General features: G+C 71.4%; 21 protein-coding genes. 14 read left to right on the forward strand and 7 right to left on the reverse strand.

Annotation, left to right across the window (positions count from 1 at the left end):
- The first annotated feature begins 361 nt into the window (after window positions 1-361).
- The 10 genes from CLV40_RS25245 to CLV40_RS25285 all read left to right on the forward strand — a co-directional run bounded on the left by CLV40_RS25245 (window position 362) and on the right by CLV40_RS25285 (window position 11,259).
- Entirely contained in the window at window positions 362-913 is a 552-nt protein-coding gene (locus tag CLV40_RS25245; protein ID WP_146108237.1) for a hypothetical protein, read from the forward strand.
- A gap of 25 nt (window positions 914-938) precedes the next feature.
- Window positions 939-1,295: a hypothetical protein gene (locus CLV40_RS25250; protein ID WP_245931554.1), complete on the forward strand. Its 357-nt coding sequence runs from the start codon at window positions 939-941 to the stop codon at window positions 1,293-1,295.
- The gene (locus CLV40_RS25255; RefSeq protein ID WP_104481473.1) at window positions 1,295-2,173 is read left to right on the forward strand and encodes a hypothetical protein; all 879 of its coding nucleotides are present in this window, start codon (window positions 1,295-1,297) and stop codon (window positions 2,171-2,173) included. Before CLV40_RS25250 ends, CLV40_RS25255 begins: the two co-directional genes overlap by 1 nt.
- 4 nt (window positions 2,174-2,177) lie before the next feature.
- Entirely contained in the window at window positions 2,178-3,938 is a 1,761-nt protein-coding gene (locus CLV40_RS25260) for a WD40 repeat domain-containing protein (protein WP_104481474.1), read from the forward strand.
- Entirely contained in the window at window positions 3,935-7,096 is a 3,162-nt protein-coding gene (locus CLV40_RS25265) for a CHAT domain-containing protein (protein WP_146108238.1), read from the forward strand. The genes CLV40_RS25260 and CLV40_RS25265 overlap by 4 nt, the downstream gene beginning before the upstream one ends.
- 237 nt (window positions 7,097-7,333) lie before the next feature.
- Window positions 7,334-8,344: an acyl-CoA dehydrogenase family protein gene (locus CLV40_RS25270; RefSeq protein WP_245931555.1), complete on the forward strand. Its 1,011-nt coding sequence runs from the start codon at window positions 7,334-7,336 to the stop codon at window positions 8,342-8,344.
- Window positions 8,341-9,624, forward strand: coding sequence for a bifunctional PIG-L family deacetylase/class I SAM-dependent methyltransferase (locus CLV40_RS25275; protein ID WP_104481476.1), 1,284 nt, complete (start codon window positions 8,341-8,343; stop codon window positions 9,622-9,624). The genes CLV40_RS25270 and CLV40_RS25275 overlap by 4 nt, the downstream gene beginning before the upstream one ends.
- Window positions 9,621-9,752 (forward strand): hypothetical protein, encoded by a 132-nt coding sequence (locus tag CLV40_RS40415; protein WP_281261689.1) that lies wholly within the window; start codon window positions 9,621-9,623, stop codon window positions 9,750-9,752. The genes CLV40_RS25275 and CLV40_RS40415 overlap by 4 nt, the downstream gene beginning before the upstream one ends.
- Window positions 9,752-10,087, forward strand: coding sequence for a glycosyltransferase family 2 protein (locus tag CLV40_RS25280; RefSeq protein ID WP_104481477.1), 336 nt, complete (start codon window positions 9,752-9,754; stop codon window positions 10,085-10,087). Before CLV40_RS40415 ends, CLV40_RS25280 begins: the two co-directional genes overlap by 1 nt.
- Before the next feature lie 65 nt (window positions 10,088-10,152).
- Window positions 10,153-11,259, forward strand: a complete 1,107-nt coding sequence (locus CLV40_RS25285) for a YihY/virulence factor BrkB family protein (protein ID WP_104481478.1) — start codon at window positions 10,153-10,155, stop codon at window positions 11,257-11,259.
- 10 nt (window positions 11,260-11,269) lie between these two features.
- Here the strand turns inward: CLV40_RS25285 and CLV40_RS25290 are convergent, their stop codons facing one another.
- Window positions 11,270-12,733 (reverse strand): aminotransferase class I/II-fold pyridoxal phosphate-dependent enzyme, encoded by a 1,464-nt coding sequence (locus CLV40_RS25290; protein WP_219824106.1) that lies wholly within the window; start codon window positions 12,731-12,733, stop codon window positions 11,270-11,272.
- Between the two features lie 7 nt (window positions 12,734-12,740).
- A complete protein-coding gene (locus tag CLV40_RS25295; RefSeq protein ID WP_104481479.1) occupies window positions 12,741-13,634 on the reverse strand; it encodes an SDR family oxidoreductase in 894 nt (297 codons plus the stop codon).
- Between the two features lie 105 nt (window positions 13,635-13,739).
- Between CLV40_RS25295 and CLV40_RS25300 the strand changes: the two genes are divergently transcribed.
- Both CLV40_RS25300 and CLV40_RS25305 read left to right on the forward strand, forming a co-directional pair.
- On the forward strand, window positions 13,740-14,756 hold the full coding sequence (locus tag CLV40_RS25300; protein ID WP_104481480.1) for an NAD-dependent epimerase/dehydratase family protein: 1,017 nt from the start codon (window positions 13,740-13,742) through the stop codon (window positions 14,754-14,756).
- 17 nt (window positions 14,757-14,773) lie between these two features.
- Window positions 14,774-15,958 (forward strand): zinc-dependent alcohol dehydrogenase, encoded by a 1,185-nt coding sequence (locus CLV40_RS25305; RefSeq protein ID WP_104481481.1) that lies wholly within the window; start codon window positions 14,774-14,776, stop codon window positions 15,956-15,958.
- Between the two features lie 187 nt (window positions 15,959-16,145).
- Here CLV40_RS25305 and CLV40_RS25310 read toward each other — a convergent pair whose 3' ends face one another.
- Window positions 16,146-17,969 carry a SpoIIE family protein phosphatase gene (locus CLV40_RS25310; RefSeq protein ID WP_219824107.1) on the reverse strand — a complete coding sequence of 608 codons (1,824 nt, stop codon included), beginning with the start codon at window positions 17,967-17,969 and terminating at the stop codon, window positions 16,146-16,148.
- A 223-nt stretch (window positions 17,970-18,192) separates the two neighbouring features.
- Between CLV40_RS25310 and CLV40_RS25315 the strand changes: the two genes are divergently transcribed.
- Window positions 18,193-18,642: an ATP-binding protein gene (locus tag CLV40_RS25315; protein WP_104481482.1), complete on the forward strand. Its 450-nt coding sequence runs from the start codon at window positions 18,193-18,195 to the stop codon at window positions 18,640-18,642.
- The gene (locus tag CLV40_RS25320) at window positions 18,639-18,995 is read left to right on the forward strand and encodes an STAS domain-containing protein (protein ID WP_104481483.1); all 357 of its coding nucleotides are present in this window, start codon (window positions 18,639-18,641) and stop codon (window positions 18,993-18,995) included. Before CLV40_RS25315 ends, CLV40_RS25320 begins: the two co-directional genes overlap by 4 nt.
- 28 nt (window positions 18,996-19,023) lie before the next feature.
- On the opposite strand, the gene CLV40_RS25325 is transcribed toward CLV40_RS25320, so the two are convergent.
- The 4 genes from CLV40_RS25325 to CLV40_RS25340 are packed head-to-tail and all read right to left on the reverse strand — an operon-like array spanning window position 19,024 to window position 21,365.
- Complete coding sequence (locus tag CLV40_RS25325; RefSeq protein WP_104481484.1) at window positions 19,024-19,311, reverse strand: hypothetical protein; 288 nt, start codon at window positions 19,309-19,311, stop codon at window positions 19,024-19,026.
- A complete protein-coding gene (locus CLV40_RS25330) occupies window positions 19,298-19,687 on the reverse strand; it encodes a hypothetical protein (protein ID WP_104481485.1) in 390 nt (129 codons plus the stop codon). Before CLV40_RS25330 ends, CLV40_RS25325 begins: the two co-directional genes overlap by 14 nt.
- On the reverse strand, window positions 19,684-20,916 hold the full coding sequence (locus CLV40_RS25335) for an NRAMP family divalent metal transporter (protein WP_104481486.1): 1,233 nt from the start codon (window positions 20,914-20,916) through the stop codon (window positions 19,684-19,686). The genes CLV40_RS25330 and CLV40_RS25335 overlap by 4 nt, the downstream gene beginning before the upstream one ends.
- Window positions 20,913-21,365 (reverse strand): hypothetical protein, encoded by a 453-nt coding sequence (locus CLV40_RS25340; protein WP_104481487.1) that lies wholly within the window; start codon window positions 21,363-21,365, stop codon window positions 20,913-20,915. Before CLV40_RS25340 ends, CLV40_RS25335 begins: the two co-directional genes overlap by 4 nt.
- Window positions 21,366-21,533 lie beyond the last annotated feature (168 nt).

The raw sequence follows: 21,533 nt of genomic DNA on the forward strand, positions 1-21,533 counted from the left end.
CCGGCCAGAGCGCCGTTGCGCGGTATCTGCCTGTGGTGGCCACAATTGGCAGCCACTGTGCGCAGACGCGGCTGAGCCACCCGCCGTGCGTCTGCACGGACATCTCAAGCCAGGCCGAGCTCTGCCACCAGGGCCGCGAACGCCCGAGTCGACAGGCCCGTGCCCAGACGGCTCACGCTACCGGAACCACGCCCGGATCATCTCAACAGGCGCTCGCTCAACCCTGCGCGATGGCAGGCGACAACGGTCGTTGTGCCGACTGCCGGTATGACCACCCTGTCGAGCCCCAGCCAAAATTGAGCCCTCCTCGTCTTCGGCGATAGCGGACTCCAGCACGGGAAGATCCACTAACGTGCTACCCGTGCAGTCACACCCTCCACGCTCGAGCGACGAGGACCTCGTTCGCAACATCATGCAGCCGCCCTTCTGGGTGGTGCACGCCCTCGATATCGATGAATGGTCGACGGAGGCGATGGTCGAGGGCGCGTTCGCGTTCGATACCCGGTTCGTCAAGGAGGGAACGCACCCTCCGCACGCACTGGACGTGGCGAGCTGCTGCCGCCGCTATGCGCGCGAGCACCCGGACCAGCGGGTTGTGTTCTTCACCGATGTCACCAGGTGGCTGGACGAGCAGGGGTCGTCGTGGGCGGCGCTGGAGGTGGATTGGCTCTCCGCGCTCAACTACATTCCCGGCAACACCTTGGGCCTGTTCATGACCGTCAGCCGACGGGCTTTGATGCACATCGGCAACGCCGCCATTGTCCACCGGGTGCACTATGGCGACGGATCGAGTGAAGTTCTCACCGAGGGTGAACGAGATGCCGTCCGACAAGCCCTGGCCGAGAAGTTGGCCGACGATTGGCCTCCCTTCATTCGTGGTCTCATCGACCGGGGACAGCTCGCGCTCGGGTAGTGCGCCACGAAGACGGGAGGACGCGGTGGACAGGTTCGAGCGGGATGTGCTGACCATGCTCTGCGCGGGGTTGCCCGAGCTGCGCCAGGAATGCGCGAACCTGTCGGCGGACCGCAAGGCGCTGCTGGACCGCATAGAGGTCGAGGCCGCCTCCCGCCGCCCGGTGGCCAGGCTCGTCTCGCAACTGCTCGAGTGCGACCCCGAGGACATTGTGGAAGCGCGCCGAGGCCCCGCCACCGGCCTGCCCGGCGCGGGCGGGGGTCGAGCCGACGACGAGGTCTTCGGCTGTCCCGACGACAGTTGCAACCACCGTGCGCGAACGGTTCCGGCGGGTGAACCGCCCCGGTGCGCGTTGCTCGGCCTGCGCATGAGGCGCCTGTAGTGGGCAAGTTCTTCGAGGAGCTGGCCAAGAAGCTGGCCGAGCGCTGGATGGCGTTGCTGGTCCTGCCCGGCGCGCTGTTCATCTTGCTCGCCGCGCTCGCGCTGTGGCAGGGCCAGCGGCTCGCGCTCGACTGGACCAGGGCGCGACAGGGGCTGGACGCCGTGACGGCGCTGCGCCTCCAGGTCGGCGGCCAGGTTACCGCCGTGCTGGCGTTGCTCCTCGCCTCGGCCGGGATCGGCTTCGCTGTACAAGGTCTCGCCGGGCTGACCAGGGCGGTCTGGCTCGGCCGCTGGCCGGGTCCCGTGCGGCGTCTACGTGCGGCGGCGCGCAGGCGGCGGTGGCTGTCCCTGGTCGAGAAACGGGCGGCGGTCGACCGGGACGACCCCGACCGGCAGGCGAAGGTCGACCGGTTCGCCGAGCGGGCCAACCGGATCGCGATGGCCGAGCCGGGTCGTCCGACCTGGATGGGCGACCGGGTGCACGCGGTGGAACAGGTGGCGCTGAACCGGTTCGGCGTCGACTTGGCGTTCGGTTGGTCGCGGTTGTGGTTGGTGCTACCCGACACGGTCCGCGCGGAGATCACCGCGGCGGAGTCGACGTTCGCCGCGGCGGTGGCGACCGGCACGTGGAGCCTGCCCTACCTCGTGCTCGCCGCGTGGTGGTGGCCCGCCGCCGTGATCGGTCTGGTGTTCGGTGCCACCGGGTGGGCCAAGGGGCGCCACGCCATCGCCGAGCTGACGGTGTTGTCGGAGGCCGCCGTCGATCTGCACGGGCGCACCCTGGCCCGTGCCCTCGGTGTCGGCGACCAGGAGGAGACGGGGGTCCTCACCATCGATCAAGGGCGGGAGATCACCGCTTTGGTCCGAAAGGGACGGTGAGCGCGTGGAGCACGAGCCGGTCATGCAGTGGGTGCTGCGGAAGCGAAAACCACTGGACGAGGAGGCGCACATCCGGGTCAGCGTCCGCGCCGGGGAGTACCGGGTCGACCACACGGGTTTCGGTCACCGCCGCTACCCGGACAAGCAAAGTGCGTGGGACGCCGTGCAAGCGCTCCGCGCGGGACATGACGGCGTGTGGGTCCAGGTGGAGTGCGACGACGCCCCGTTCGCCGCGATGCGCCCCGCGGATGGTTCGCGGGTGCTCTACGACACCGCGGGCGAGTGCCTGTACGGGCACTGGGGCACGCACGCGGACAGTTGGTGGAAACGCTACGAGCAGGCCATGGCCGCGGGCGAGACCTTCCGGCAGACCCTGGCGCACGAGCTGTTCGGTGGCTTCATCGACGCGGTCGCCTACCGCGACCCCCTCACCGGGGACGACCGGTACGCCGTGGCGACCGCAGTCGACGAAGGCTCCGACTACTACGTGGTCGACTACCCGGACAGGTCCACGGCGGAGACCCAGTACGAGGAGACCGTCCACGCCAACCGCAGCGAGGAGTTCCCGTACCGGTCCTGCGACATCCCCGCGATTGTCATCGACTCCGCCTCGGACATGCCGGACAACCTCGTCCGACTCCCGAATGGCGCCGTCATGGACCGCGTCGACCACCTGGAGATGTACGGCTACCGCGCGACGATCGACTTTCCCACGACCCCCCGCTCGGCGAAACCCGGTCGGGTGCGAGGCATGACCAGCCGCCCGCGGAGTTGGGGGCCGGGTCCGATGGAGGTCGTCGACGCGACGCCCGAGTCTTGGTCGTCCGGCAGCGCGCCGCACGCGCTGACGCTCCTCGACCTCCCCGACGGCAGCCTGCTGATGGCCTCCGGCGACGACGGCGGCGCGACCGTGTGGAGTCCCCGCGACGGTATGCCCCGCCAGGAGTTCGTCGGTCACGGTGATCGGGTGCTCGCCACCGCGTTGTTGCCGTTGCCCGAGGAGGAGGCGGTGCTGGCGACCGGCGGGCAGGACGGGCTCGTCAAGCTGTGGGCGGTGCGCGACGGCCGACCGCTGTTGAGCTTCGAGGCGCACCGCCGCCCGGTCAACGCCGTCACCTGGGCCTGCCCACCGGGCGAAGTGCCGTGGTTGATCACCGGTGGGGACGACGCGACCGTCGTGGTGTGGGACCCGGAGACAGCAAGCAAGATCGTGGACTGGGAGGTTGGCACGCCGAGCGTGCACATCGTGTGGTCGCTCGACGCTCTCGTGCTCGCGAACGGGCACGTCTGCGTGGTGGCTGGATCGGATGATGGTGCCAGCTCGGTCGTCCACGTGTGGGACGCGACCACGCGGACGACCCTGCACACGTTCACCCTGGAGCGCGGCGGGTTCGGGATCGAGTCGCCGAGTGTGGCGGTTGTGGGGTTGGCGGACGGGTCGTTCCGGGTGGGGGTCGCCGGCGGCTCGGAGGTGCGGGTCTGGGATGGGTCCACCGGTGAGGAGATCCGCGCGTTCTCCGTCCCCGGCAGGTACGGCCAACTCGCCATGGCGGTCCTGGAGGATCTGCGGGTCGCGGTCGCGGTGACCGACGGCGAGCGCACCGCGGTGTGGGACAGCGAGTCCGGGGAGGAACTGGCCTCGGTGACGGGCCGCGAGACGTACCCGACCGCACTGGCCATGACGACCACAATGGACGGTGGTGTCGTGCTCGCCGTGACCGATGTGGACCACGTCCCGGCTCGTCTGCTCCGTTTGGCGGAGTGAGAGTGCAGATCGACGAGCAGATCAACCGGGTGGCGGACTGGGTCCGCTACCCGCTTCCGGCCGCGTTCTCCCGCGACGCCGAGGAGGAGTCCACCAAGCTGTGGCGAACCGTGCGCGCGGCGACCGACGCCAGCGGGTCACGGGTGCTCGCGGCACAGCTGACCGCGGCCAAGACCGTCCTCGGCCAGTTCCACCACCGCCGCTACCGGTTCCGACGGCGCCCGATCGACCTCGCCAAGGCGATCATCTGCCTGTCCCAGGTCGCCGACGACCACCAGCGGATCCCCCCGGACCTGACCCCGGTCGTCGGCCGCTTCGCCGACCGGCGGACCCAGGTCGAGGTCGGCACGAGCCTGCTCGACGGCTTCGAGCCGGAACTGGTGGAGGCAGGCATCCTGCTCGTCGCTGCGCACGCGGCAGGCTCCCCGGAATTGAGGCGCGTGCTGTTCCTCGCCTACCTGCGCCGCTACCAGGACTCACGCGCCCCGGCTGATCTCGAGCACGGCATCGAACTGGGCGACAGGGTGATCGCCACGACAGACGACGCGGAGATCATCGAAGCCCTCGCCCGCGCCTACCTGGACAGGTACGCACTCCACACCCACCTGGACGACCTGGAGCGCGCACGTGAGCTCCTGCACGACGTCCCCTCCGCCCGCGGCGCACTGGGCGTCGCCTACCGACTGCTCTACGACCACACCGGTATCGACAACCACCTCGACCGCGCCATCGACTTCTGCGAGTCCACCCACCTCGCGATCGCCCTGGCCCGCCGGTTCGAACGCGACGCCACCCTGCCCGACCTCGACCGCGCGTGGACACTGGTCGTCCCACCCGTGGACGTCGAGTCCGCAGCCGACATCGTCGCCCTGTTGTTGCTGCGGTACCGACACCGCGGCGACCGCTCGAGCCTCGACCGCGCCGTCACCCTGGCCAAGGACACCCTGGCCGAACTACCCGACCACCACCCCCGCCTGCACGGCCTCCACCTGGCGCTGGCCGCCGCGCTGCACCAGCGCTACCTGGGCGGGGGTGCGGAGGCGGACCTGCACCAGGCCGTCAAGAACGCGACCTGGGCGCACCGGTCACGCCCGGCGAACAACACCGCCCCCGACTCCGGTGCGGTCTTGGCCGAGATCCACCTGACCCGCTACGCCCGCAACGGAGTAGGCGCCGACTTGGACGCCGCGGCCCGCCTGACAACGGACGCGGCGGTGTCCGCCCGCATCCACCACGCCCGCTACCTCGCCACCCAGGACCGGGCCGAGATCGACCGGGCGGTGGAACTCGGCGACCAAGCCGTGCGCACGACCCGCGCGGGCCGTGCGTCGCTGCCCGACCGCCAAGCGCAACTTGCCCTCCACCTGCGAATCCGCGATGCCGAAGGGGACTTGGCCATGGCCACGGCGTTGGCCGAGGGCGCCGTGGCCGCCACCGGAACCGATCACGTCGACCTGCCGGATCGCCGCGCCGTGCTCGCCGACGCCTACCTGGCCCGGTTCCGCGCCGATCCGGACGCCGCGCACCTGGCCGAAGCGGTGTCGGCGAGCGAGCGCGCGTGGGAGCTGGTGCGGGCCGATCCGCAACACCCCCGGCGGATTCGGCGAGCGGGGGAACTCGCCCGCTGCCTGCTCGAGGCGGCCCGCATCGACGCTCCCGTTCCGGCGGACACCGTGCGCGCCCTCGCCGACGAGGTGTTCCTCGCCCCGTCGGCGTCTCCGCACGACCAGGTCGCCGCCCAGCACGCGGTGGGTGAGCTGCTGTTGGCGATCGGTGAACCGGACCTCGCCGTGCCGGTGTTGGACGCGGCGATCAGGTTGTTGCCGTCGCTACCGCCGCGCGAGGCGGACTGGGCGGACCGGTTGGGCACCCAGTCGGGCTTGGTGCAGGCCGCGGTCGCGGCGCGCTGCGCGGTGGCGGACCCGGCCGGGGCGGTCACCGTCGCCGAACTCGGGCGCGGCGTGCTGCTCGCGGCCGAGGCGGGCATCCGGGTCGACCTGTCCCAGCTCCGGTCCGCGCGGAGTCAGCTGGCCGACCGGTTCGAGTGGGTGTGCGAGCGGCTCAACACCCCGGACTTCCCGACCTCGGAGCGCAAGCGCTGGTGGCGGGACTACGACGAGCTGCTCGCCGAGATCCGCGACCTGCCCGGCTTCGGCGACTTCCTCGCCGAGCCAGCTGAGCGGTCGCTGCGCCCCGAGGCGGGCACGGCCGTGCTGGTCAGCGCGCACCGCCGTGGTGGGCATGCCGTATTGGTGCGCTCCGACGCCGAGCCGGTGGTGGTGGACCTGCCGGACCTGGTGGACGTGGAGGCCCGTGTCGCGGCGATGCTCAACGTCGTCCAGGGCAACTCGTTGGCCATGCAGATGCGGCGACGCCCTGTCCTGCTCGACACACTCGCCTGGCTGTGGGACGCCGTGGTCGGGCCGGTCATCAGCGCACTGCCATCCACCCGCGTCTGGTGGGTGCCCACTGGCGTCCTGGGACTGCTCCCCTTGCACGCGGCGGGACACCCGGGGGAGCAGGGGGCATTGGACCTGGTCGTCTCGTCGTACACCCCGTCACTGCGCGTACTGCGCGCCGCGCGGTCCCGACCACCGGCCGCGGAACGCCGTGTGCTCGCGGTCGCCATGCCGCAAGACCTGGCCACCGCGGCCGAGGAAGTCAAGTCGCTGCGGGGGACCACGCTGGTGGACACCGCCGCCACCGGGGACGCGGTCTTGGCGGCCATGGGCAAGGCGACTTGGGCGCATTTCGCCTGCCACGCCATCACCGACCCGGTCTCGCCCGCAGCGGGCGGACTGGTCCTGCACGACCGGGACGTGCTCCTACCCGAGATCGGCGGACTGCACCTTCCGGACGCCGAACTCGCCTACCTGTCCGCCTGCTCGACGGCCAACCACGGCACCCGCCACGCCGACGAGGTGCTCCACCTCGCGTCGGCTTTCCACCTGGCGGGCTTCCGCCACGTCATCGCCACCCTCTGGCCCTTGCACGACACAACCGGCGCCACGGCCGCCCACGCCTTCTACGACCGACTCCCCGACAGCCCAACCGCCCCCGACGCGGCAACCACCCTGCGCCACGTCACCCGCGAACTCCGAGACTCCGACCCCCAACGCCCGGACCGCTGGGCAGCCCTCATCCACAGCGGCCCATAACCACTGTGCTCGAACCGGAACGCATCGTGGACGAACCGCCCTGGGCCCGCGGTCCGGGGCGGTGGCGAATCCGCCACCCTTCGCGTTTGGGCAATTTGTCTGTTTCTTGGCATCCGGACGCCGCGCACGGCGGTACGTCGCATCGCACGGTGCTGCGCCAAGGCGCGGGTGCAGGCATGGCTGGGCAGGCGGAGGGGTATGTCCGGCTTGGCCTGAAGACGTCGTTGAGGAGGCGTGGTGTCCGCTGCTGTGCTCACCGCCACCGGCCTGGAGTGGCTCGATTGTGGACGGCCGCCCAGATCGGCGGTGTCGAGGTCGGCCGCGAGTGCGATCGACGAGGTGCGTGCGCACTTGGCCGACGGTGGGCTTGAGCTGCCGATGCCGGGGGAGGACACGGTGGCTCGGTGGGCTGCTCTGGCGCGGTTGGGGCGAACCGACTTGGTGGTGGCGCGGCTCGCGGAGGGGCATGTGGACGCGGTCGCGATCTTGGCCGAGTCGGGGCGGGACGCGGTGGCGGGCGCGGTGTACGGGGTGTGGGCGTCGCGGTCCGGCGGGGTGTGTGCGCGACTGGTCGGCGGACGGGTGTGCGGTACGACGAGGTTCTGCTCCGGTGGCGCCGGGTTGGACCGGGTGCTCGTGGTCGCGGTGGACGAGGCGGGGGCGGCGCGGCTGGTCGAGATCGATCCGGCGCACCCCGGGGTCACGGTGGACCCGTCGAGTTGGCAGGCGATCGGGATGGACGCTTCCGCCAGCGCCGACGTGCGATTCGACCACGTGGAGCCCACCGCGGTCGTCGGGCCGCCGGACTGGTACGCGGCGCGCCCGGGGTTCGCGGTGGGTGGTGGCGGTGTCGCGGCGGTGTGGCTGGGCGGTGCGGTCGGCGTGCTCGACGACGTGGTCGACGTGCTGGGCGGGCGGGCCGACGAGCACCAGCTGGCGCACCTGGGTGCCCTGCACGCGGCTGTCGCCGGGGCGGGCGCGCACCTGGAGCACGTGGCCCGGATGGTCGATGCCGGTGTGGCGACCGGTCATCACCTGGCTACCTGCCGGGCGGTGGTGGAGCGAGCGGCGTGGGAGGTCCTTGATCGCGCGCCGCGGGTTGTGGGGCCGACGCCGCTGTGCCGGGACCGGGTGTTCGCGCAGCGGTTGGCCGATCTGCAGGTCTACGTGCGCCAGCACCACGCTGAACGGGATCTCGCCGCGTTGGGTCGAACCGTGCTGGACCGTGCCGGGCGGGGCGCGGGATGAGGCAGACCACCGACGAAGACGAGTGGGCGTCTTGGTTGACCGGCCTGCGCCGGTTCCCCGACGAGCGCTACGACCTGGCCGTCGTGGTCGCCGCGCACCCGGACGACGAGACGCTGGGCGCGAGCGGGCTGATCCAGGCGCTGCACGAGCGCGGCACCGAGGTCCGCCTGGTGGTCGCGACCGACGGGGAGGCCGCCTTCCCCACCCTGTCGCCCGCCGAACGCGCCGATCTGGGCCGCGCCCGCAGGCAGGAGCTGACAGCGTCGCTGCGCGCCCAGGGGCTCGGCGAGGTGGAGGTGCGCTGGCTCGGGCTGCCCGACTCGGGGCTCACGGGCCGTCGCGTCGAACTCGCCGGGGCCTTGGTCGGTGAACTGGCCGACGCGGACCTGTGCCTGGTGCCGTGGCCGGGAGACCCGCATCCCGACCACCAGTGCGCGGGCGAGGTGGCGCTCCAGGTGGCGCCGGTGACCGCGCACCGCTGGTCCTACCCGATCTGGATGTGGCACTGGCTCAAGCCCGATGATCGCCTTGTCCGGCGCGAACGGGCGTTCACGATCGCGCTCGACCGGGGTCGGCGCGAGCGCAAGGCGGCCGGGATCGCCCGGTTCGTCTCGCAGGTGGAGCCGGGGCCGGAGGGTGTTCCGATCCTGGACACGGCGATGTTGAGCCACTTCGACCGGGACGTGGAGGTCGTGTTCCGGGAGCCACCGCGTGCGAGCGCTCCCGTCGACCGGTTCGCCGACCTCTACGCCGCGCACACCGACCCCTGGTCGGTGACCGACAGTTGGTACGAGCGGCGCAAACGCGCGGTCACCCTCGCGTGCCTGCCGGAACAGCGGTACGGCACGGTCGTGGAGCCCGCGTGCGGGATCGGTCAGCTCACCGTCGACCTCGCCGCCAGGTGCGAGCGGTTGACCGCCTTCGACCCCGTGCCCGTCGCCGTCGACCGGGCCAGGACGCGCACCGCGCACCTGCCCCACGTGCGGATCGAGGTCGGCGCACTACCGCGCGACCTGCCGGACGAGCCCGCGGACCTGGTGGTGTTCAGCGAGATCCTCTACTACCTCGGCGACACCGACCTGGACTCCACAGTGGACAAGGCGGTCGCGGCGCTGCGCCCCGGTGGGCACCTGCTCGCCGCGCACTGGCTGCCATGGGCGGCCGAGGCACCCCGGGACGGCATGGACGCCCACCGCCGCCTGCTGGCCCACCCCGACCTCGACCCGCTCGTCGAACACCTGGACCACGAGTTCGCCGTCCACGTGCTGCGCCGCCGGTGATCACACCGATCACCGCCGTCGCGATCGCCGTCCCGGCCCGCGACGAAGCGGAGCACATCCACGCCTGCCTGCGCGCCATCGCCACGGCCGCCCGTGGCCTACCCGCCGCCATCGCGTGGTCGGTGTGATGGCCCACCTCGACCACCGCACCACCCTGGGCCATGTCGCGCTGCTGCGCTACGCCCATGTTCTCGACAAGGCCCGGCTACCGGAGGGCCACGGCAACGTCTACGGCGCCAATCTCGGCATCCGCGCCGACGCCTACGACGCCGTCGGCGGCTTCGGCTCCCTCTCCACCGGCGAGGACCACGACCTGTGGCGTCGACTCGGTCAGGGCGGACACCCCCGCGCCTACGCCGACCACATCACCGTCACCACCAGCGCCCGGACCCGCGGACGCGCCCGCGGCGGCCTCGCCGACCTGCTCGACTCGCTCGAGAGCACTGCCGGACCGCCGGTCTGACCAGCAGCGTTTCACCTGTCGCGGTGGCGGGAACACCGCTGTGAGTTCGCGCGGAGGGAACGACGATGCCGGTGCCAGAGGGTCCGACGGATCTGCCGAAGCGGTCGTGGAAGGTCGTGCTGCGGGGCACGGTCAAGGAGTTCCAGCGGGACAACCTGCTGGACTGGGCAGCCGCGCTGACCTACTACGCGGTGCTGTCGCTGTTCCCGGCGATCATCGTGCTCACCTCGGTGCTGGCGATGCTGGGTCCTTCGGCGACCGCCACGGTGATCGAGAACGTGCGGCTGCTGGCGCCCGGCGAGTCGGCCGGGATCATCGTGGACGCGATCACCGGGCTCCAGCGGACCGGTGGGGCGGCCGGGGTGTTGGCGGTGGTGGGCGTCGCGGGGGCGTTGTGGTCGGCCAGCGGGTACATCGGGGCGTTCATGCGGGCGTCGAACGCGATCTACGAGATGCCCGAGGGCAGGCCGGTGTGGAAGACCATCCCGTTGCGGGTCGGGTTGACCGCCGCGGTGGTCGTGTTGTTGGCGGTGTGCGCGTTCGGCGTGGTCACCACCGGCACCGTTGCCGAGCGGGTGGGAACGCTGCTGGGTATCGGCGACACCGGTGTGCGGATCTGGGACATCGCGAAATGGCCCGTGATCGCGCTGCTGGTCGGGCTGGCTTTGGCGATCTTGTACTGGGCCGCGCCGAACGTGCACCAGCCCCGCTTCCGATGGCTGAGTCCCGGCGGGCTGCTCGCGGTCCTGCTCTGGGTGCTCGCCTCCGGCGCGTTCGGGCTCTACGTCGCCAACTTCGGCTCCTACAACAAGACCTACGGCTCACTCGGCGGGGTCATCGGCTTCCTCGTCTGGCTGTGGATCTCCAACATCGCCGTGCTCCTCGGGGCCGAACTCGACGCGGAACTCGCCCGCGCCAAGCAGATCACCCAGGGGCTGCCGGCGGAGCAGGAACCGTTCCTGCCCCCGCGCGACACCCGCGCCCTCGACGAGGATCAACGTGCCGACATCGAACCCGCCGTCGAGGCGGTCGCCACCGACGGGGAGCCCGGGGAAGTTCAGAAGCCGGTTCAGCGGCGGTCGCCTAATAGGACAGTCGCCACTCTCGTGGCGGGCGGGGCCGTGGCCACCCTGACCGCGGTCGTGCTGGCGTCCCGCCGTCGCCGCTCGTGATGGCCGGGGGCTAGGCCACGACGCGGATGGTCTTGAGTTCGGGGTCCACCGAGTCCGGGATGACCATCCCCGCCGTGACTCCGGTGAGCAGGTAGTCGAGGGCGTGTTGCTCGATGCGTTCGCCGGGGAGCAGGACGGGGATGCCGGGTGGGTAGGGGGTGACCTGTTCGGCGCAGATCCGGCCGACGGCTTCGCGGGCGGGCACGTCCCGGGTGTCGGCGAAGAAGGCGTCGCGGGGGAGCATGACCGTGTCGAGTTCGAGGTCTCCCAGGTCCGGCAGCGCCACCTGAGGTGGTGTGGGCAGGGCCTTCGCGGTCTTGGCGAGGGCGGTCAGGCCGTCGATGAGGATGGTGGTGGTGTGGGTGGTGTCGGCGATGCTGAGTTGGGCTTCGACGCGGCGGTGGTCGGAGAGCCCGACGTCGATGGCGTGGTGGGCGCGCAGCCAGTCGGCGGCCTGGTAGCCGGAGATGCCGAGGTCGGAGACGTCGATGAGGATCTTGAGCGGGTCGAGTTCGTGGGAGGCCTCGACACCGATCAGTTCGTCGCGGAGCACGTGCGGGCCGGGGATGTCCTCGATGGCGGCGCGCACGGTGTCGGCGAGGTCGAGGGCGCCGGTGAGCAGCCGGTGCCCGTGCTGGACCATCTGGCGGCGCCAGCCGTCCATGGCGGCGTAGACGAGGGTGTTGGGGCTGGTGGTGGCGAGCATGTCCGCGCAGGCCCGCAGGTGTGCGGGGTCGACGAGGTCGCCCTGCAGGTGGAACACCGAGCCCTGCTCCAGTCCGGCGCCCATCTTGTGGACGCTGACCACGCACAGGTCCGCGCCCGCGTCCATCGCCCAGGTGGGGAGCTGTTCGTGGAAGGGCAGGTGCGCTCCCCACGCCTCGTCCACCACCAGCGGCAGCCCGCGCTGGTGGCACAGTTCGGCTATCGCGGTGATGTCCGCGCACGTGCCGTACGGGGTGGGGCTGGTGATCAACACCCCCGCGACGTCACCGTCGCGGTCCAACGCCTCGGCCACCGCGTCGGGCGAGGGTGGGTGGGCCAGGTGCAGGTCGGGGTCGTAGCGCGGGTGCACCCAGGTCGGTCGCAGCCCGGAGAGCACCAGGCCGGAGACGACCGATTTGTGCACGTCGCGGCTGACCAGGATGCGGCCGTGCCGCCCGGCGACCGCGAGCACCGCGCTCTTGACCGACAGCGAGCTGCCGCAGGTGGAGAAGAAGGCGTGTTCGGCGCCCACTGCGTCGGCCATCAGCCGTTGTGCGCGTTCGATCACCTTGCCGGAGGAGGAGCGGTCGTCGAGTCCGCCGGTGGCCAGCAGGTCGTTGCGGAACACGTCCTCACCCAGCACCGCTCGCACCCGCGGGTCGGCGCCCCGGCCGTGCTTGTGCCCCGGTGGCGTGAAGGGCGTGTGGCCGCGGGCGTGGTAGCCGGCCAGGGCGTCGAGGACGGGTGCCTCGTCGTGGTTCACGGACATGCCCCTTTCAGGAGATCGGTGAGCCGCCGGTGACGCCGACGACCTCGCCGGTGGTGTAGCTCGATTCCTGGGAGGCGAGGAAGACGTAGGCGGGCGCGAGTTCGGCGGGTTGAGCGGGCCTGCCCAGCGGTGCTTGCGCGCCGAAGGACTCCACCTTGTCCGGTGGCATCGTGGCGGGGATCAGCGGTGTCCACACTGGACCGGGGGCGACGGAGTTGACCCGTACGCCGCGGTCGATCAGGTTCAGCGCGAGGCCCTTGGTGAAGTTGACGATCGCGGCCTTCGAGGCGGCGTAGTCCAGCAGGTGCGGTGAGGGCTGGTACGCCTGGATCGAGGAACTGGTGATGATCGACGCGCCCGGGCTCAGGTGTGGTAGGGCGGCCTTGCACAGCCAGAACATGGCGTAGACGTTGGTCTTGAGCACGCGGTCGAACTGCGCGCTGTCGATCTCGGCGAGGCCGCCGTCTTGCGACATCTGGTAGGCGGCGTTGCTGACCAGCACGTCGATCCGCCCGAACGCGGCCACAGCGGCGTCGATCACCCGCGCGCAGGCGGCCTCGTCGGTCAGGTCGGCGACCTCGATCTCGCCGCGCCTGCCCGCCTCCCGCACGAGTCCGATGGTGGTCTCGGCGTCCTCGCGTTCCTTGGGCAGGCAGGTGATGAGCACGTCCGCGCCCTCCCTGGCGAAGGCCAAGGCCACCGCGCGCCCGATCCCGGAGTCGCCGCCGGTGATCACGGTCGCGGCGTCGGTCAGCCGCCCGGAGCCCCGGTAGGTGTGCTCCCCGTGGTCGGGCTCGGAGTCCATCTGCCGTGTGGGGCCCGGGTGCTCGACGTCGTCGGCTGACTCGACCGGGCCGGGGTACTGGCGGCGCGGGTCCTGGCGGGTCGTCTGGTCCGGCATCGCGGCTCCCGAGTCGCTGGTCCATGTGTACGGGACAGAAGTGCCCAGGAGCGGGAGCGGGAAACCCGAGCGGTTAGCGCGCGCCGCGCACGGGTATGCGAGGACATGCGCATAGTGGTCGTGGGTGGAAGCGGCAACGTGGGGACCGCGGTTCTCCGGGCGGCCCGAGCTGCCGGGCACACCGCGGTCGGGGTGTCACGGCGGCCCCCACGGGCTGGTGCGCCTTACGACGGCGTTGACTGGCACTCCATCGACATCAGCGGCGCGGACGCGTCCACGAGGCTGTTTGAGGTGTTCGACGGGGCCGATGCGGTGGTCCACGCCGCGTGGGCGGTCCAGCCGAGCCACGACCAGGACTACCTGCGGTCGGTGAACGTGACCGGTAGCCGCGCGGTGTTCGACGCTGTCACCGACTCGGGTGTCACACGGCTGGTGTACCTGTCTTCGGTCGGGGCGTACGCGGCCCGCCGGTCGATGAGCCGAGTGGACGAGAGCCACCCCGTGACGGGGGTGCCGAGTTCCTCCTACAGCAACCACAAGGCCGAGGTGGAGTCGATCCTCGACGCGTTCGAGGCAGACCACCCGGACGTGTCCGTGGCGAGGTTGCGGCCCGGGCTCATCCTGCAACGCGACGCGGCCAGCGAGATCCGCCGCTACTTCATCGGTGCCCTGATCCCACGTCCACTGTGGAAGGTCGCACGCGACGGCAGGTTGCCGGTGCTGCCCCTCCCGCGTGGCCTGGTGCTTCAGTTCGTGCACTCGCCCGACGTGGCCGCTGCGGTCCTCGCGGCGGCGGAACGGGGCTACCGGGGCGCGGTGAACCTCGCGGCCGACCCCGTGCTCGACGCGCGGGACCTCGCCGCGGTCCTGGGCGGACGCGTGGTCGAACTCCCCGCGCGGGTCGTGCGCGCCGCGGTCGCCGCGGCGTGGCGGGCCCGGGTGGTGCCCACTTCGCCCGGGTGGCTCGACCTCGCCCTGTCCGTGCCCCTCCTGCGCACCGACCGCGCCAAGTCCGAACTCGACTGGGCACCGACGACCGACAGCCACGACACGCTGCGCGCGCTGCTCGACGGACTCGCCTCGCGCGCGGGCATCGAATCCAGCCCGGTTCTGCACCCCTGACCCGAAAGGCATTCCCGGTGAAAGCCCTGACCTGGCACGGAAAACGCGACGTCCGCGTCGACACCCACCCCGACCCGGTCATCCAGGACCCGACCGACACCATCATCCGCGTCACCTCCACCGGGCTCTGCGGATCCGATCTGCACCTCTACGAGGTCTTCGGGCCGTTCCTCACCGAGGGAGACATCCTCGGCCACGAACCCATGGGCGTGGTGGAGGAAGTCGGGGCGGAGGTGACCTCGCTCAAGGTCGGCGACCGCGTCGTGGTCCCGTTCAACATCTCCTGCGGCGACTGCTACATGTGCGGGCAAGGGCTGCACTCGCAGTGCGAAACGACGCAGGTCCGCGAGCAGGGCATGGGCGCGTCGCTGTTCGGCTACACCAAGCTCTACGGCGGCGTTCCCGGCGGGCAGGCCGAGTTCCTGCGCGTGCCCTTCGCCGACCGCCTACCCGTCAAGGTCCCGGAAGGGCCCGCGGATACCCGGTTCCTGTTCCTGTCCGACGTGCTGCCGACCGCGTGGCAGGGCGTCGAGTACGCCGACGTCCAGCCCGGCGGCACCCTGGCCGTGATCGGGCTTGGCCCCATCGGGGAGATGTGCGCCCGCGTCGCGCAGCACCGCGGGGTCGAGAAGGTGATCGGCATCGACCTGGTCGACGAACGCCTCGCCCGCGCCGCCGAGCGCGGGGTGACCACACTGGACCTGCGTGAACACGGTGCCGACCTCGCCGACGCGGTCCGCGAACTCACCGACGGCCGGGGCGCCGACTCCGTCATCGACGCCGTCGGCCTCGAAGCCCACGGCGCGCCCGTCGCCTCCCTCGCCCAACGCGCCGTCGGACTCCTGCCCGACGCCGCCGCCGAGAAGATCATGCGCACCGCGGGCATCGACCGGCTCTCCGCCCTGCGCCTGGCCATCGACATCGTCCGCCGCGGCGGCACCATCTCCCTCGTCGGCGTCTACGGCGGCATGAGCGACCCGCTGCCCATGCTCACCCTCTTCGACAAGCAGATCCAGCTCCGCATGGGCCAGGCCAACGTCCACCGCTGGGTCCCCGACATCCTGCCCCTGCTCACCGACGACGACCCCCTCGGCGTCGACACCTTCGCCACCCACACCCTCCCGCTCACCGACGCCCCCGAGGCGTACTCCATGTTCCAGCGCAAGGAAAACGGCGCCATCAAGGTCGTCTTCACTCCCTGACACCATCCGCCGAGTGCGACCGGTCCCGCCGCCGCGGTGCCGGGCAGGTGCACGGCACGCTCCACGACCTCGGATCAGGCGCCCAACGGCGCGCCGAGATCGAGGACGACACCGTCCGCATCGGCCCGTTGTCGAATACGCGTCGCGGTACGGGTCGCCACGGGTGTTCAGGTCGTCCGCAGCCTGATCAGGTGGTCGGTGGCGGGATGTGGACGGCGATGAGGGCGATGTCGTCCTCGGGTGCGGTGCCGCCGAGGCGGGCGACGAGGGTGTCGAGCAGGGTGGGCATGGTGCCGGTGTGGCCGGCGAGCAGGTGGAGGGTGTGGGTGGTGGCGTCGTCGATGTCGTGGCCGCGGCGGTCGGTGAGACCGTCGGTGTAGAGCAGCAGGGTCGACCCGGGCGGCAGGACTGTGTGGTGGTCGGTTCGGGCGGGCGTGGGCAGGTCGGGGTGGATGATCCTGCCGGAGTGTTGGAGCTGGGTGACGCGGCCGGACGGGCACCGGAGGAGAGGGCTGGGGTGTCCGACGTTGGTCCAGGTGAGGTCCCAGCCGCGGTCTGGGCGTGGGCGCAGGTGGCAGTGCACGAGGCTGCCGCTGGCGCGCAGGTCGAGTGCCTGGTTGGCGTTCTCGACCGCGGTGACGGTGGTGGCGGGGCCCGCGCCGGGGTGGTCGAGGTCGGCTTGGCGGATCATGCTGCGGAGCTGGCCCATGAGGGTGGCGGCGTGGATGTCGTGGCCGGTGATGTCACCGATGGTCACGGCCAGCCCGGCCGGGAGTGTGGTGGTGGCGGGCAGGGGGTAGGCGTCGTACCAGTCGCCGCCGACGAGTTCGTCGGTGGTGGCGGGGCGGTAGAGGGCGGCGGTCTCGATGCCCTCGGTGGTGGGGAGGTCGGTGAGCATGGCCTGTTGGAGCTGGTGGGCGGTGCTGACCCGGTCGTCGAGGAAGCGGGCGCGCTCGACGGCGCGGGCGGTGTACCCGGCCAGCGCGGTGACGACGGAGCGTTCGAGCAGGTCGAGTTCGTGTGGGGTGTCCCAGCACACGGCCAGGGCGCCCAGTGGGCCGCGGGTGCCGGGCAGGGGGACGCAGATCGCGGTGCGGAGGTTCATCTCCTCGAACGCGGCGACCACCTCGGCGGGGTAGCCCCCGTCGACGAGGCCGGCGGTGTCCTGGATGACGACGGTGGCGTTGTCGCGGATGGCGCGCGCGGTCGGCCAGTTGTCATCGAGGTCGTAGCTCTCGTAGACCGCTTCGACCGGAACCGTGCCGGTGTGGTCGACCACCCGGCGCAGCCTCCTGCCCTCCACGAGCACCAGGCCGACGTAGCTGGGCTTGAGGTCGCTGGTGACGAGGTCGCGGACGCGGTCGCGCACCTTGACCAGGCCGGTGGTGTCGGCGAGGTCGTCGGCGGCTCGCAGCAGCAGTTCCGAGCGGGTCAGGGCGGCTCTGACCTGAGCGGCGTACTCGTCGGCGCGGCGGTGGGCCTGCTCGGCCCGGTGGGACACGATCCGCAGCCGCAGCTCGGCGGCGCACGCGGCGGCCAGGTCCGCCAAGTCCCGCAGTTGGGCCTCGGTCCAGCTGCGGGGTGAGGTGTCGATCGCGCACAGTGACCCCAGCACGTGACCGTCGACATCGACCAGCGGCATCCCCGCGTAGGCGGCGACACCGAGGTCGTCGATCGCGGGGTTGGCGCACCAGTGGTCGTCGGCGCGGGTGTCGGGCAGGACCAGGGGCTCGCCGGAGAGCACGACCTGGCTGCACAGCGAGTGCGACAACGGCGTCGACCGGGCCGTCGCCCACGGGTCGTCCAGCCCCACCATGCCGGGGAACATCTGGCGGTCCGCCTCGACCAGCGACACCAACGCCACGGGGGTGCCGACCACGCTCGCCACCAAGCGCGCGAACCGCTCCATCCCGAGATCCGACATCTCGGACAGCCCGGTGTCGCGCAGCGCCGCCAGCCTGGCCGGGTCGGCCAACCCGCCTCGCGCGGGTACCTCCCGCCTCGTCGACATCGTCACTCCCACCGGACACGAAACCAGCGCGGAAGCGTAGCCCGCCGACCAGGGCCGCGACAGTGGATGCGAGCGACGTGACACCGAAGGCGAGAACGTGGGTCTCGTCGTCCGGTGGGGCGGGGCGCCCGGAGCTAGGGTGACGAGGGAGAGCTTGCTGCTCGCCCCACCCACGAATGGCCGGGCGACCGAATCGCGAGCGGATGCGGTGGATGCGAAACCGATGACACCCGGCACCACCACACCGCGGACCTCCGCGTTACGCGTCGAGATCACCGCGCACATCGACGACATCACCGTCATCCGGGCCGCCCTGCGGGCCTGGCTCACCGCCCGCGACATCGTTGAGGCGCGTCGCGAGGACATCCTCCTGGCCATCGACGAAGCGATCACCAACAGCATCGAACACGCCTACCGCGACATCGCCCCCGGCCCCGTCACGCTCACCGCGCTGGTGCTCCCCGACGCCACGAGCGTGCGGGTGTCCATCGCCGACCGCGGCCAGTGGCGCACCCCGACCTCGGAACCGTCCGGGACCCGGGTTCCCCTGAGCGGCCGGGGCCTCAAGATCATCTACACGATCGCCGACCGCCTGAACATCGACCGCGGCACCCCCACCGCGCCCGGCACCACGACCACCATCGAGTTCAGAGCCGAGACCACCAGACCATGAACCCGCAGCTACCCACCGTCACCGTCGACGGGACGGCGACCTCGATCACCGTCCGGTGCGCGGGCGACATCGACCTCGCCACGGTCGGCGACCTGAACACCGCCGTGGACCACGCGCTCACCGCGGCGCCCGCGACGCTCGTCATCGATCTCAGCGATGTCCGGTTCCCCGGCTCGTGCGGCCTGGCCACGCTCGCCAGAACCGACGAACACTGCCGCGCCAACGAGAACAGGCTCGTCGTCGTCCTGCCGCCCGACAACGCCGCCTACCGCGCGCTCCAGATCACCGGCCTGCTCGACGTCCTCGACGTCGTCGACACCGTTCCGCATCGTCGACAGCACAACCCGGTCTGACCCACTGAGCCGCGCGTACCGCCGCCGCTCACGACGCCGCGGGTTCGATGTCGTCAGGTCCCCAGCGGACTTCGGTCCACGGGATCTCGCGGACACCGCGGTGGATCACGCGGGCGAGCCGGTTGACGGTCCAGGGTCGTTGGATGCCGGGTCGTTCGTAGCCGAGGAAGCGGCTGCGGTGGCGGGGTGCGACCAAGACTGCGGTGATGACCGGGGTGCCGTCGGGGCCGGGGGTGGTGAGCAGGTCGACAGCCCGGCCGAGGGGACGGCCGTCGTGGTCGTGGACGGTGCGGCCGAGGAGGTCACTGGCGCGCATCGCGGGCTCCGGGGATGCGGGCGATCACGTGGTCGCGCAGCCAGCGTTCGAGGGGTGGTTCGTCGAGGAGTTCGAGGTCGATGCCCAGGGTGATGGCGCTGCCGACGTCGGTGACGTGGTGGAACGGGACACGCAGCGGCACGGGGTCGCGGTCGGTGTGCAGGCGTCGGCCGACGGAGGCCAGCCAGGTGCCGAACCGGCCGTCGATGCGCAGGCCGAGGGCGATCTGCCCGACGAGCAGGGCGGTGACGGTCGCGGTGCCGTCGAGGTCGATGTGGAGTTCGATGTCGTCGACCTTGCCGACGGGGCGGCCGTGGCGGTCGACGACTTGGCGGTCGAGGAGGTGGAAGTCGACGCGCAGCGGGTCGGGGGTCATGAGGTGCCCATTCCGGTGATGACCATGAGTGGGATCGCGGCGACGGCGGCGAGGAGGATGACGGCGAGGTAGCCGACGCCGAAGATGTTGGCGAGGCGACCGTTGACCTGGTCGCCGAGGTAGTCGCGGTCGTTGGCGACCACCAGGATCGGCAGGTAGGTCAACGGCAGCGCGACCGCGCTGAACACCAGGGAGACCTCGGTGACGGTGACCGGGTCCACCGTGGTCAGCAGGAGCGCGACCCCGAGCAGGAGGCTGACCAGGACGACGGTGTGGAAGCGGGCGGCGCTGCGCGGTGCGACGCTTTTGCCCCAGCGCCAGCCGAAGTACTGGGCGATGGTGTACCCGGCGGACAGGCCGGTTTCCAGCGCGGCGCCGAAGGTCGCGGCGAACACGCCGAGGATGACCACGGCCAGGCCGAGTTTCCCGAGCGCGAGGGCCACCGGCAGGGTGGTCTGCCCGATCGAGTCGACCTGCACGCCGAGCGGGGCGAAGACGGTGGCGGCGCAGGCCATGATCGCCAGCGACAGGATGCCGCCGAGCGGGAAGCCGATGAACACGTTGGTGCGCTCGGTGATCAGGTCCTTGCGGGTCCACTCCTCCTCGACGCCACCGGAGGAGAAGAAGAACACCTCGTACGGGGTCATGGCCGCGGCGAACAACGACACCGCGAAGAACCCGTAGCTGGCCCAGCCTTCCCCGGACGCGGATGCCTGCCCCAGCGCCTGGGACCCCAGTTCGCGCCAGGGCGGGTCGAGGGCGATGAGGGCGACGACGAACACCACGAGCGCGAGTCCGGCGAGGCCGAAGACGCGTTCCATGGTCTCGAACCGCATCCGCCACAGCACGACCCAGATCACGAACGCCGCGATCGGCACCCACAGCAGGTAGTGCACGCTGGTCGCCAACTCGATCGCCAACGCCACACCGCCGATCTCCGCCGCCAGGGTCAACAGCGTCACCAGGTAGGACCCGGCCAGGTTCGCCAACGCCACCTTCGGTCCGAGGCGTTCGCGCACCAGGTCGAACACCGGACGCCCGCTGACCGCCGCGACCCTGCCGGACATCTCGGCGTACACGCAGATGCCGATGACCCCGACCACGACCACCCAGGCCAGGCGCATCCCGAACCGGGCGCCGGTCTCGGAGTTGGCCACCAGGTCGCCGATGTCGACGAACCCGCCGATCGCGGTCAGGATGCCCAGCGTGACCGCCAACGCCCGCTTCACGCGACGGCCCCAACGAGCTCCCGCAGCCCGGCGGCGAGCCGATCGAGCCTGCTCGCGTTCGCGGTCAGCGCAGCCCTGTCGTCGTCCTCGGCGGCGCGGGCGGTGTCGGTGATCGCGACCACCGCCTCGGTCAGCAACGGCATCGCCCGATCCCTGAGCCGGGCGGCGCCGTCGGTCGGGACCTCCACCGCGAACAGTTCGTCCACCGCGTCGGCGGCCCGCTCCCGGGCGTCGTCGAACACCGCCGACCGGTACGGCGCGAGCACCCGCCCGTCCAGCAGCGCGGTCGCGGTCAACCGGGCCGTCCGCACCGCCGACCCGGCGTCCCGACCGCCGGAGGCGACCGCGGACCGCACATCGTCCTCGGTGGCGGGCAGCACCCCCGGCACCACGAACCCGGCCAGCGCCACCGCCACCACCAGCGAGGCCACGACCCCGCGCTTTCCCATGCCCGCGCACTACCCGGTCGGCGAAGACGCCAAACTCCGCCGACCCCCTTCTATGCTGCGGAAATCGACAGTTTGTCCGGTCCGCTCCGCTTGTCCGGGCAGCGAGCACGCCAGGAGGTAGGACCACCCTGCAAGCGGTCTGGTTCGCCTGACTGGGTGGAGGTGACA

It is taken from the genome of Actinokineospora auranticolor (assembly GCF_002934265.1).
Taxonomy (GTDB): domain Bacteria; phylum Actinomycetota; class Actinomycetes; order Mycobacteriales; family Pseudonocardiaceae; genus Actinokineospora; species Actinokineospora auranticolor.

Excerpts from the sequence above, each read along its gene's own strand:
- CLV40_RS25325 (WP_104481484.1), bottom strand. The coding sequence starts at position 19,311 with ATGCGCGCCAGTGACCTCCTCGGCCGCACCGTCCACGACCACGACGGC.
- CLV40_RS25290 (WP_219824106.1), bottom strand. The coding sequence starts at position 12,733 with ATGTCCGTGAACCACGACGAGGCACCCGTCCTCGACGCCCTGGCCGGC.
- CLV40_RS25320 (WP_104481483.1), top strand. The coding sequence starts at position 18,639 with ATGAACCCGCAGCTACCCACCGTCACCGTCGACGGGACGGCGACCTCG.
- CLV40_RS25315 (WP_104481482.1), top strand. The coding sequence starts at position 18,193 with ATGACACCCGGCACCACCACACCGCGGACCTCCGCGTTACGCGTCGAG.
- CLV40_RS25310 (WP_219824107.1), bottom strand. The coding sequence starts at position 17,969 with ATGTCGACGAGGCGGGAGGTACCCGCGCGAGGCGGGTTGGCCGACCCG.
- CLV40_RS25280 (WP_104481477.1), top strand. The coding sequence starts at position 9,752 with ATGGCCCACCTCGACCACCGCACCACCCTGGGCCATGTCGCGCTGCTG.
- CLV40_RS25340 (WP_104481487.1), bottom strand. The coding sequence starts at position 21,365 with ATGGGAAAGCGCGGGGTCGTGGCCTCGCTGGTGGTGGCGGTGGCGCTG.
- CLV40_RS25285 (WP_104481478.1), top strand. The coding sequence starts at position 10,153 with ATGCCGGTGCCAGAGGGTCCGACGGATCTGCCGAAGCGGTCGTGGAAG.
- CLV40_RS25295 (WP_104481479.1), bottom strand. The coding sequence starts at position 13,634 with ATGCCGGACCAGACGACCCGCCAGGACCCGCGCCGCCAGTACCCCGGC.
- CLV40_RS25330 (WP_104481485.1), bottom strand. The coding sequence starts at position 19,687 with ATGACCCCCGACCCGCTGCGCGTCGACTTCCACCTCCTCGACCGCCAA.
- CLV40_RS25300 (WP_104481480.1), top strand. The coding sequence starts at position 13,740 with ATGCGCATAGTGGTCGTGGGTGGAAGCGGCAACGTGGGGACCGCGGTT.
- CLV40_RS25275 (WP_104481476.1), top strand. The coding sequence starts at position 8,341 with ATGAGGCAGACCACCGACGAAGACGAGTGGGCGTCTTGGTTGACCGGC.